Origin of the sequence: Pseudomonas sp. NY15354, from assembly GCF_048068075.1 — a bacterium.
In the GTDB taxonomy this organism is placed as follows: domain Bacteria; phylum Pseudomonadota; class Gammaproteobacteria; order Pseudomonadales; family Pseudomonadaceae; genus Aquipseudomonas; species Aquipseudomonas guariconensis_C.
The window spans coordinates 234,555-243,179 of record NZ_JBLUPV010000006.1 but is presented as its reverse complement, the minus strand read 5'-3'; the positions used below and the strand labels follow the sequence as shown (position 1 = coordinate 243,179).

The following is an 8,625-nucleotide window of genomic DNA, read 5'->3' as shown; positions in this document are numbered from 1 at the left end:
ATCGAATTCACGCGCTGGCGCTTAGAACGGAAACCTGCAGATACTAATTACTTTTCGCATTTGACAATCATTATCATTGTGAATAATTTGTCGCTCGTCGTAGGAAGCGTCCCACGCAGACGTAATCCTCTCTCCTTCAAAGACCAGGTGATTTCCATGGCGGAACAACTATCCACAAGAAAGTGCGATTCACCACTGCTCCAGGCATTCGTCGACAACCGCAGCATCCTGGTCAAGATCGCTGCCCGCATCACTGGCTGCCGTTCGCGCGCCGAAGATGTGGTACAGGATGCCTTTTTCCGACTCAGCGCCGCGCCGCAGATCACCTCATCGTTCAAGGCCCAGCTCAGCTACCTGTTCCAGATCGTGCGCAACCTGGCCATCGATCACTACCGCAAGCAGGCCATGGAGCTGAAGTATTCCGGCAGCGAAGAAGAAGGCCTCAACGTCGTCCTGCAGAACGCCTCGCCCGAGGCCACCCACATCAATCTCGCCACCCTCGAACATATCGCCGACGCCCTGGGCGAGCTGCCCCAGCGCACCCGTTATGCCTTCGAGATGTATCGCCTGCATGGCGTGCCGCAGAAAGACATCGCCAAGGAGCTGGGCGTATCGCCGACGCTGGTCAACTTCATGATCCGCGATGCCCTCATCCACTGCCGCAAGCACGGGCGCCAGGCTTGAAACCCATGCGTTATTTTTCGCGGCTCAACCCGCTCCCACAGGGCCTGCGGTGCGCTCACTAACACCGCTGTACCTGTCGGAGCGGGTTCACCCGCGAAGATAGCGCCGCGATGCGGCAGGTCACCTCAAGCCAACGGACAACGATCGAAGAACCGCTCCCGCCCCAGGATCATCAATGCCGCCCGCTTGTGCGGAAAATCGAACTCTTTCTCGCAATGGAAGCATTGGTCGTGCAAGTAGCCGATCATCTTGCCGTTGTCGGCGCGCGGCTCGGCAACCACCCGCTGGGTCCGCGGGTCGTCCAGGAACAGATAGTGCACCAACGCCGATAGCCAGCTGGCTACCTTGTGCGGGCCGCGATGGGCCTGCTCGCCCACCAGCATATGGACGCCCCGGTCGTAGTCATCCACCGGGTAGAACGGCGCGATGCGGTCTTCCTTGGCCCAATAGGCCTCGAAGTACGAAAAAGGCTGGTCATCGAAGCAGCCGATCAAGGTCAGGGTATGCGGGTCGGCCTCGAGCTTGGCCAGGTATTGGCGGTGCTGTTCGAGCGTGCCGTCCTCCTGCCAGAACTGCATCACCCGCGGGTCGTTCTGCCACCGATTGAAACGCTCCAGATCCTGCTCGATCTCAAGCGTGCGCAGCGATACCCAGGCTCCCAGTCGCGCATCGAAACGCCGATACACTTCACCTCGAGGCTTGGGCGCACGACGCGGATGGCGCTTGCCGTCGCTGATCAGCATCTGCTGCGGGTAGACGCCGGCCTGCGCATCGCCCAACCAGGGCTGCGGCAGTTGCCAGAACATCGCCCGCTCGCACAGATACTGCCCAGGCTGTTCGCCGGGCATCAACAGGCCACTGGCCAACGCCATGTTCATTGGCTGTCGGCAATGCCAGACCAGGCGCTGACGCGCCGGATCACGGCAAAGCAGCCAGTAGCAAGCGGCCCACAGCGCTTGTGCGGGACGCTCTGGGCAAAGCTGCTCAAGATGGATGTGCAACGGCTCGCCAGGGGTCAGGCGAACCTGAATCAGCGCGCGCCCCTCCAGGGTCAGGCTCAACCGGCAATCGCCCTCGTCGGCGCTGAGGCTGCGCCAACGCGGCAGGGAGAGGAGCTGCGAATCGGCATCGAACGGCATGGTCATGGCTCACGGCATTGAAAGGAAGGCTCAATCCGGTAGACGTGATGCGCATTCGGGAATTTAGTTGCCAGTCGGCGTCACGACATTGATCCGATAAGGCTGGAAGATGCGCAGCAACTCGCCGCTCTGTCGCAACCGATCGAGCAAGGCGGCGAATGCCCGGGCATTGATCGGCGCGCCTGGACGCACCAGCGCATAGTGGTGATAGACCTGATCGATCCGCTCGGAGGCCATCAGTTGCGCCCGGCTGTCCGGGTTTCGCGCCATGAAATCGATCAGAAACGATCGCGTCGCCAGGGCAATGTCGGCACGCCCGCGCTGAACCATCAACAGGTTACTGTCGTGGGAATAGGTCAGCGTGGCACTGAAGGCTTGGCTCAGGTAGTGGGGGTCGGCATTGAAGTCGGCGAAGGCGTAGTGATAGCCGTGGAACAACGCCAGGCGCTTGCCTTGCAAGCTGCTGAAATACTGCTGGTCTCGCCCGGGCTGTTGCCGTGCGACGAACACCTCGGCATCTTCCAGGCCCATGTCCACGCTTTCGTAGAGAATCTGTTCCCAGCCCCATTTGGGGTTTTCGAACACCGCGATGTCCGTGCGCCCTTGCTGGAAGTCGCCAAAACGCCGGGGTATCGACGTGGGCACCAAGACAAAATGATAGCTGTGCTGTTGCTGGTTGAGGGCCTTGAGCAATTGCGGCAACAGGCCGCTTTCAGCGCCCTGCTCTGGACGCACGGTATAAGGCGGGAAATGCGCCGCCCCGACCCTGACCTCGACGACGGCCTGCGCCGACGCAGGCACCGCCATCCACACTGCGGCGAGCATCAACAAGGAAGACAAAGCCTTCGAGCCGGGCATAGGAGTCAAAAGCAGACACTCATCACGGTTTGCGAATGTATCCAGCAAAGCTAGGCGTTTTCCCGCCAAGGCACAACCTCCGCCGATGTCAAAACAGCAGCATTGTGCCAGGGGATGCCCTTGGGCCCGAGATTGGCTACGCTCTAGCGACCACGCAGGGTACTGCGTCTTGCACGGGAGCCCGGTATGGGGCATTGGCTGGTGATTGACCTGGAAGCGACCACCGATGACGGTGGCTGGCCCGTCACGGAGATGGAAATCATTGAAATCGGGGCGAGCCTGGTGACCCGCGAAGGCCGCGAGATCGATCATTTCCAGCGCTTCGTGCGGCCTCGGCGGCGGCCGCAGCTGACCCCCTTCTGTCGTGAACTGACTCACATCACCCAGGCCAGCGTCGATGGCGCCGCCACCTTCACCGAGGTCTGGGCCCAGTTCGAGCGCTGGCTGGGCCATCACCAGGGGCAATTGCAGGCCTGGGTCAGTTGGGGCGACTACGACCGTCAGCAATTGCAGCAGGAATGGAAACAGCACCAGCTCACCAGCCTGTTGCAGGCCCTGCCCCATATCAACCTCAAGCAGCGTTTCGCCAAGGCCCGCCAATTGCAGCGCCCGATGGGGCTCAACAGTGCCTTGCAACTGGCGGGCCTGCAGTTCACCGGCCAGCAGCACCGCGCCCTGGAAGACGCCCGCAACACCGCGCGGTTACTTCCCTTGAGCCTGCCGGCCAGCGGCACCTGAATTCAGATGACGAGGTGTTGGGGCTTGGGCATACTGGCCAGCCTTTTTTCCTCCCTCATTTCAGGAGTCGCTCCATGTTCAAGGTCAATGAGTACTTCGATGGCACCGTCAAGTCGATCGCCTTCACTGGCGAAGAAGGTCCGGCTACCGTGGGTGTCATGGCACCGGGCGAATATGAGTTCGGCACGGCCAAGCGGGAGATCATGCATGTGGTGTCCGGCGCACTGACCGTGAAGCTGCCGGGGAGCGATAACTGGGAGGTATTCAAGGCGGGGAGCCAGTTCAATGTGCCGGCGGACAGCAAGTTCCAGTTGAAGGTCGCGGTGGATACGGCTTACCTGTGTGAGTATCGCGACTAAGCTTTTTTTGGGTAGTGTGATTATCCGTTTTTGGTGGTGACGCCACTGGCGTTTTCCGCCTTTACGGCGGGTTACTTTGGTCTTGGCCAAAGTAACCAAAGCCGTTTTGCTCCCACATCCGGCCCCTGCGCTTCGCTCCGGGGTTCCCTCCGCTCCGGTGCCTTTCGGGGCTTCGCGGCCTCCGGCTGGCTGCGCCAGCCTCCATCTCGCGACTTCGGCTACGCCGAAGGGCGCTACGCGCCTGCCCCTCCAGACACCTCCACTCGGCCTTCTGAGGTCGCGATTGGTGGTGCCTGGTCCATCGCGCATCAACGGCAACGGCAAACAAGCTAATTATTTGTTGTTTGTGTCGGCCTATTCGCGGGTAAATCGGAGCGGCGGTTCGGCGCTCCGATTCACCCGCGAATGGCCAAAAAGCTCACCACAAAAACCACTGAATGAAACAACGCCAGCCCAGGCGCCGCCTGTAACTTGCGTCCCATCAGCAGGTGTCTGTAGGGGCAAGCGCGCAGCGCCGTATGCTGGGTCGCAGCGCTTTTGCTTTTTCCAAGAAAAAATAAGCCGCCGTAAGGGCACAAAGGTGACTAAACGTCACCCCCAAAACGGATCAGCCCACAAATCTCAAACCAACACCACTACCTCATCAGAAACGCAGCAACCCGCTCAGCCGCCATCTGCAGATGCCCCTCATGTGTCAAGCCCGACGCCTTCAGCGGCTTCAAGTCATGATCCCCAGCCGCCAACCAACACACCTCGATCGCAGGCGACAACACATACCCCGCCACCGCCTCCCGGTTCCCCAGGGCATCCCGCTCCCCCTGGACGATGAGCGTACGCGTGCCCAACCCGGCCAGATGCTCGACCCGGGGCTTCTCCGGCTTGCCCACCGCATAGAATGGATACCCCAGACACACCAAGGCATCGGCACCCAGCTCATCCGCTAGCAGGCTCGCCATACGCCCGCCCATGGACTTGCCGCCAATGGCCAACGGCCCCGCGACCAATGGTCGCACCTGGCGGTACACCTCACGCCAGCGGTCGAGCAGCACCTTCTGTGGGTTGGGCGGCCGCTTGCCGCCACCCTCGCGACGCTGGGCCATGTACGGAAACTCGAAGCGGATCACGCCCACCCCTTGTCCCGCCAGCCTTTGCGCCATGTCTTCCATGAAATCGCTGTCCATCGGCGCGCCCGCGCCATGGGCCAGGATCAGACCGCCCTTGTAGCCCTGATCCCCCCGAATTCTCGGAGGATCGCAGCGCAAGCCTGGGACATTTCCCACCTGCGCCCATTGATCCCCGTCAATACCGGCAATGTGCCCATTACTCATGCTTGCCTCGCTATCTAGCCTGCCTATAACCGTGGATGGGAACCCATACATGAACACAACCAGCAGTACCGCCTATAACTACAAGGTGGTCCGCCAATTCGCCATCATGACGGTGGTGTGGGGAATCGTCGGGATGGGGCTCGGCGTTTTCATTGCCGCGCAACTCGTCTGGCCTTCCCTCAACTTCGACCTTCCCTGGACCAGCTTCGGCCGCCTGCGACCGCTGCATACCAATGCAGTGATCTTCGCCTTCGGCGGCTGTGCCTTGTTCGCCACTTCCTATTATTCAGTGCAACGCACCTGCCAGACCACCCTGTTCGCCCCCGCCCTGGCGGCGTTCACCTTCTGGGGCTGGCAACTGGTGATCCTGCTGGCAGCCATCAGCCTGCCACTGGGCTTCACCAGCTCCAAGGAATACGCCGAACTGGAATGGCCGATCGACATCCTGATCACCATCGTCTGGGTCGCCTATGCCGTGGTGTTCTTCGGTACGCTGATCAAGCGCAACACCAAGCACATCTACGTCGGTAACTGGTTCTATGGCGGGTTCATCCTGACCGTGGCGATGCTGCACATCGTCAACAACCTGGAACTGCCCGTCAGCCTGACCAAGTCCTACTCGATCTACGCCGGTGCCACCGATGCGATGGTCCAGTGGTGGTATGGCCACAACGCCGTAGGCTTCTTCCTGACCGCAGGCTTCCTGGGGATGATGTACTACTACGTGCCCAAGCAGGCCGAGCGCCCGGTGTATTCCTATCGCCTGTCGATCGTCCACTTCTGGGCGCTGATCACCCTGTATATCTGGGCAGGCCCGCACCATCTGCACTACACCGCCTTGCCCGACTGGGCGCAGTCGCTGGGCATGATCATGTCGCTGATCCTGCTGGCGCCAAGCTGGGGCGGCATGATCAACGGGATGATGACCCTCTCCGGTGCCTGGCACAAACTGCGCAGCGACCCGATCCTGCGCTTCCTGGTGGTCTCGCTGGCCTTCTACGGCATGTCCACCTTCGAAGGCCCGATGATGGCCATCAAGACCGTCAACGCCCTCTCCCACTACACCGACTGGACCATTGGCCACGTTCACGCCGGCGCCCTCGGCTGGGTCGCGATGATCTCCATCGGCGCGCTGTATCACACCATTCCGAAGGTGTTCGGCAAAGAGCGCATGTACAGCATCGGCCTGATCAACGCGCACTTCTGGCTGGCGACCATCGGCACCGTGCTGTACATCGCCTCGATGTGGGTCAACGGCATCGCCCAGGGCCTGATGTGGCGCGCAGTCAACGCCGACGGCACGCTCACCTACTCCTTCGTCGAAACCCTGGTGGCCAGCCACCCTGGCTTCATCGTCCGCTTCGTCGGCGGCGCGATCTTCCTCAGCGGCATGCTGCTGATGGCCTGGAACACCTGGCGCACCGTGCGCGCACCGGCCACCGACGCCGCCCCTGCGAACGCCCAGTTGGCCTGAGGAGACACGCCTGATGAAACATGAAGTCATCGAGAAAAACGTAGGCCTGCTGGCATTGCTGATGGTGTTCGCCGTCAGCATCGGCGGCCTGACCCAGATCGTCCCGCTGTTCTTCCAGGACGTCACCAACAAGCCGGTCGAAGGCATGAAGCCCTACACCGCCCTGCAGCTCGAAGGCCGCGACATCTACATCCGCGAAGGCTGCGTTGGCTGCCACTCGCAGATGATCCGTCCGTTCCGTGCCGAGACCGAGCGCTATGGCCACTACTCGGTGGCCGGCGAGAGCGTGTGGGACCACCCGTTCCTGTGGGGCTCCAAGCGTACTGGTCCGGACCTGGCCCGCGTCGGTGGCCGCTACTCCGACGACTGGCACCGCGCGCACCTGTACAACCCGCGCAACGTGGTGCCCGAATCGAAGATGCCGTCCTACCCGTGGCTGGTCGCGCAAAAGGTCGACAGCAGCCACACCGACACCAAGATGCGCACCCTGCGCACCCTGGGCGTGCCCTACACCGACGAAGACATCGCCGGCGCCCGCGACGCGGTCAAGGGCAAGACCGAGATGGACGCCCTGGTGGCCTACCTGCAGGTGCTGGGCACCGCGATCAAGAACAAGAGGTAACGATGGAACTGTCACTGGATATCGGCATGATCCGCGGCCTGGGCACCTTGGTGGTGATGATCGCCTTCATCGGCCTGAGCCTGTGGGTCTTCAACCGCCGCCGCGACCGTGATTTCGCCGAAGCGCGCTTGCTGCCCTTCGTCGATGACCGCCTGCCCCCTGCCGGGCAGGAACCTGCCATGAGGAATAATCGGTAATGACCACCTTCTGGAGTACCTACATCAGTGTACTGACCATCGGCAGCCTCATTGGCCTGACCTGGCTGCTGCTCGGCACCCGCAAGGGCCAGAGCAACAACACCACCGACCAGACCATGGGCCACAGCTTCGATGGCATCGAGGAGTACGACAACCCGCTGCCCAAGTGGTGGTTCTGGCTGTTCGTCGGCACCCTGGTGTTCGCGGTAGGCTACCTCATCCTCTACCCGGGCCTGGGCAATTGGAAAGGCATCCTGCCCGGCTATGAGAATGGCTGGACCCAGGTCAACGAATGGCAAAAGGAAATGGACAAAGCTGACGCCAAGTTCGGGCCGATCTTCGCCAAGTTCGCCGCCATGCCGGTCGAAGAAGTGGCCAAGGACCCGCAGGCACTGAAAATGGGTGGCCGCCTGTTCGCCTCCAACTGCTCGGTGTGCCACGGCTCCGACGCCAAGGGCGCCTACGGTTTCCCCAACCTGACCGACAAGGACTGGCGCTGGGGCGGGGAGCCGGAGACCATCAAGGCGTCGATCATGGAAGGTCGCCATGGCGTGATGCCGGGTTGGGCCGAGGTGATCGGTGAACAGGGCGTGGCCGATGTCGCCGCCTACGTGCTGACCAACCTCGATGGCCGTACCCTGCCCGAAGGCGCCAAGGCCGATCCGGCCAAGGGCCAGGAAATCTTCGCCGCCAACTGCGTGGCCTGCCACGGCCCCGAGGGCAAAGGCACCCCAGCGATGGGCGCGCCCAACCTGACCCACCCGCAGGCGTTCATCTACGGCTCGAGCTTCGCCCAACTGCAGCAGACCATCCGCTACGGCCGCCAGGGCCAGATGCCTGCTCAGCGTGAAATCCAAGGCAACGACAAGGTCCACCTGCTGGCGGCCTATGTGTATAGCCTGTCGCAGGATAATGCGTCCGAAACCGTGACTGCCAAGTAACACTCTTCGCGGGTAAATCCGCCCCCACAAGGCCGACAGCGATCCTTGTGGGAGCGGGATTACCCGCGAAGAGGACGCCGCCAAGCAAGACCGCTACACCCACGCTGCCCACCAGCCCCCCCCCGAAGCACCAGGACGAGCGACGTCCGTCAAGGGCTCCGCCACCGCCCTCCCAGCCTCATCCCTCCTTGCACCCCCTCTGAACAGAACTAAGCTTGTTGCCACAGTGGCCTCGCTTATAGCGAACCCACCTGGCGCGGCGCATGGCCTGACTCCGCGCAACGG

The 8,625-nt window shown here is 61.9% G+C and carries 10 protein-coding genes; 7 read left to right on the top strand and 3 right to left on the bottom strand.

What is annotated here, in order from left to right; translation table 11 throughout:
- The first annotated feature begins 156 nt into the window (after nucleotides 1–156).
- Nucleotides 157–684 carry an RNA polymerase factor sigma-70 gene (locus tag ACNFCH_RS09230; RefSeq protein WP_070092075.1) on the top strand — a complete coding sequence of 176 codons (528 nt, stop codon included), beginning with the start codon at nucleotides 157–159 and terminating at the stop codon, nucleotides 682–684.
- 125 nt (nucleotides 685–809) lie between these two features.
- On the opposite strand, the gene ACNFCH_RS09225 is transcribed toward ACNFCH_RS09230, so the two are convergent.
- The gene (locus ACNFCH_RS09225) at nucleotides 810–1,823 is read right to left on the bottom strand and encodes a GNAT family N-acetyltransferase (RefSeq protein WP_337157170.1); all 1,014 of its coding nucleotides are present in this window, start codon (nucleotides 1,821–1,823) and stop codon (nucleotides 810–812) included.
- Between the two features lie 63 nt (nucleotides 1,824–1,886).
- Nucleotides 1,887–2,690 (bottom strand): transporter substrate-binding domain-containing protein, encoded by an 804-nt coding sequence (locus ACNFCH_RS09220; RefSeq protein WP_337157030.1) that lies wholly within the window; start codon nucleotides 2,688–2,690, stop codon nucleotides 1,887–1,889.
- Between the two features lie 177 nt (nucleotides 2,691–2,867).
- On the opposite strand from ACNFCH_RS09220, the gene ACNFCH_RS09215 reads away from it, so the two are divergent.
- Together ACNFCH_RS09215 and ACNFCH_RS09210 are read left to right on the top strand one after the other, a co-directional pair.
- Nucleotides 2,868–3,419 (top strand): exonuclease domain-containing protein, encoded by a 552-nt coding sequence (locus ACNFCH_RS09215; protein ID WP_196163594.1) that lies wholly within the window; start codon nucleotides 2,868–2,870, stop codon nucleotides 3,417–3,419.
- A 74-nt stretch (nucleotides 3,420–3,493) separates the two neighbouring features.
- Nucleotides 3,494–3,778, top strand: coding sequence for a pyrimidine/purine nucleoside phosphorylase (locus ACNFCH_RS09210; RefSeq protein WP_043212311.1), 285 nt, complete (start codon nucleotides 3,494–3,496; stop codon nucleotides 3,776–3,778).
- Between the two features lie 635 nt (nucleotides 3,779–4,413).
- Here ACNFCH_RS09210 and ACNFCH_RS09205 read toward each other — a convergent pair.
- On the bottom strand, nucleotides 4,414–5,106 hold the full coding sequence (locus ACNFCH_RS09205) for an alpha/beta family hydrolase (RefSeq protein ID WP_416742654.1): 693 nt from the start codon (nucleotides 5,104–5,106) through the stop codon (nucleotides 4,414–4,416).
- Between the two features lie 49 nt (nucleotides 5,107–5,155).
- Between ACNFCH_RS09205 and ccoN the strand changes: the two genes are divergently transcribed.
- Genes ccoN through ccoP form a run of 4 tightly spaced genes read left to right on the top strand, consistent with a single transcriptional unit; the run spans nucleotide 5,156 to nucleotide 8,340 of the window.
- The gene (ccoN, locus tag ACNFCH_RS09200) at nucleotides 5,156–6,580 is read left to right on the top strand and encodes a cytochrome-c oxidase, cbb3-type subunit I (protein ID WP_196163593.1); all 1,425 of its coding nucleotides are present in this window, start codon (nucleotides 5,156–5,158) and stop codon (nucleotides 6,578–6,580) included.
- Between the two features lie 13 nt (nucleotides 6,581–6,593).
- A complete protein-coding gene (gene ccoO / locus ACNFCH_RS09195) occupies nucleotides 6,594–7,202 on the top strand; it encodes a cytochrome-c oxidase, cbb3-type subunit II (protein WP_070092079.1) in 609 nt (202 codons plus the stop codon).
- 8 nt (nucleotides 7,203–7,210) lie between these two features.
- Nucleotides 7,211–7,399 (top strand): cbb3-type cytochrome oxidase subunit 3, encoded by a 189-nt coding sequence (locus ACNFCH_RS09190; protein WP_043212339.1) that lies wholly within the window; start codon nucleotides 7,211–7,213, stop codon nucleotides 7,397–7,399.
- Nucleotides 7,399–8,340: a cytochrome-c oxidase, cbb3-type subunit III gene (ccoP, locus tag ACNFCH_RS09185; RefSeq protein ID WP_416742653.1), complete on the top strand. Its 942-nt coding sequence runs from the start codon at nucleotides 7,399–7,401 to the stop codon at nucleotides 8,338–8,340. Before ACNFCH_RS09190 ends, ccoP begins: the two co-directional genes overlap by 1 nt.
- Nucleotides 8,341–8,625: the final 285 nt, after the last annotated feature.

Bases quoted from the DNA above. Each gene is read 5' to 3' on its own strand.
- ACNFCH_RS09230 (WP_070092075.1), top strand. From the start codon at position 157: ATGGCGGAACAACTATCCACAAGAAAGTGCGATTCACCACTGCTCCAG.
- ACNFCH_RS09225 (WP_337157170.1), bottom strand. From the start codon at position 1,823: ATGCCGTTCGATGCCGATTCGCAGCTCCTCTCCCTGCCGCGTTGGCGC.
- ACNFCH_RS09215 (WP_196163594.1), top strand. From the start codon at position 2,868: ATGGGGCATTGGCTGGTGATTGACCTGGAAGCGACCACCGATGACGGT.
- ACNFCH_RS09210 (WP_043212311.1), top strand. From the start codon at position 3,494: ATGTTCAAGGTCAATGAGTACTTCGATGGCACCGTCAAGTCGATCGCC.
- ACNFCH_RS09205 (WP_416742654.1), bottom strand. From the start codon at position 5,106: ATGAGTAATGGGCACATTGCCGGTATTGACGGGGATCAATGGGCGCAG.
- ccoN (WP_196163593.1), top strand. From the start codon at position 5,156: ATGAACACAACCAGCAGTACCGCCTATAACTACAAGGTGGTCCGCCAA.
- ccoO (WP_070092079.1), top strand. From the start codon at position 6,594: ATGAAACATGAAGTCATCGAGAAAAACGTAGGCCTGCTGGCATTGCTG.
- ccoP (WP_416742653.1), top strand. From the start codon at position 7,399: ATGACCACCTTCTGGAGTACCTACATCAGTGTACTGACCATCGGCAGC.